Genomic DNA, 293 nt, shown 5'->3' with positions numbered 1-293 from the left:
AATGACAATTGGTATCGTCACAATTACTGTTGCAGCAGAAATATCCCCCCATGGAACAGAGAATTCACTCTGGTACATTGAAATCCCAACCGGTACTGTTCTCCACGAATCCTCACTATTAATCGTTAATGGGAAAAGATACTCATTCCAAGCAGCAATAAATACAAGAATCCCTGTAGTAAAAGTGCCTGGTCTTGCCAGCGGGAAGATAATCTTACGAAATGTTTGGAACGGACTAGCCCCATCCAATTTCGCTGACTCCTCCAATTCATAAGGAATCTTTTGGAAAAATG

1 protein-coding gene is annotated in these 293 nt (G+C 41.3%); it reads right to left on the bottom strand.

Annotated elements, in window-relative coordinates:
* Positions 1-293, bottom strand: a 293-nt coding sequence (locus JKP73_RS22800) for a carbohydrate ABC transporter permease (protein WP_200412056.1), incomplete at both ends; no start/stop codon positions are given.

It is taken from the genome of Virgibacillus salexigens, from assembly GCF_014905415.1.
Classification (GTDB): domain Bacteria; phylum Bacillota; class Bacilli; order Bacillales; family Amphibacillaceae; genus Virgibacillus; species Virgibacillus salexigens.
Note: the sequence above shows the minus strand (reverse complement) of the source record. Positions and strands in the feature narration are given on the sequence as shown.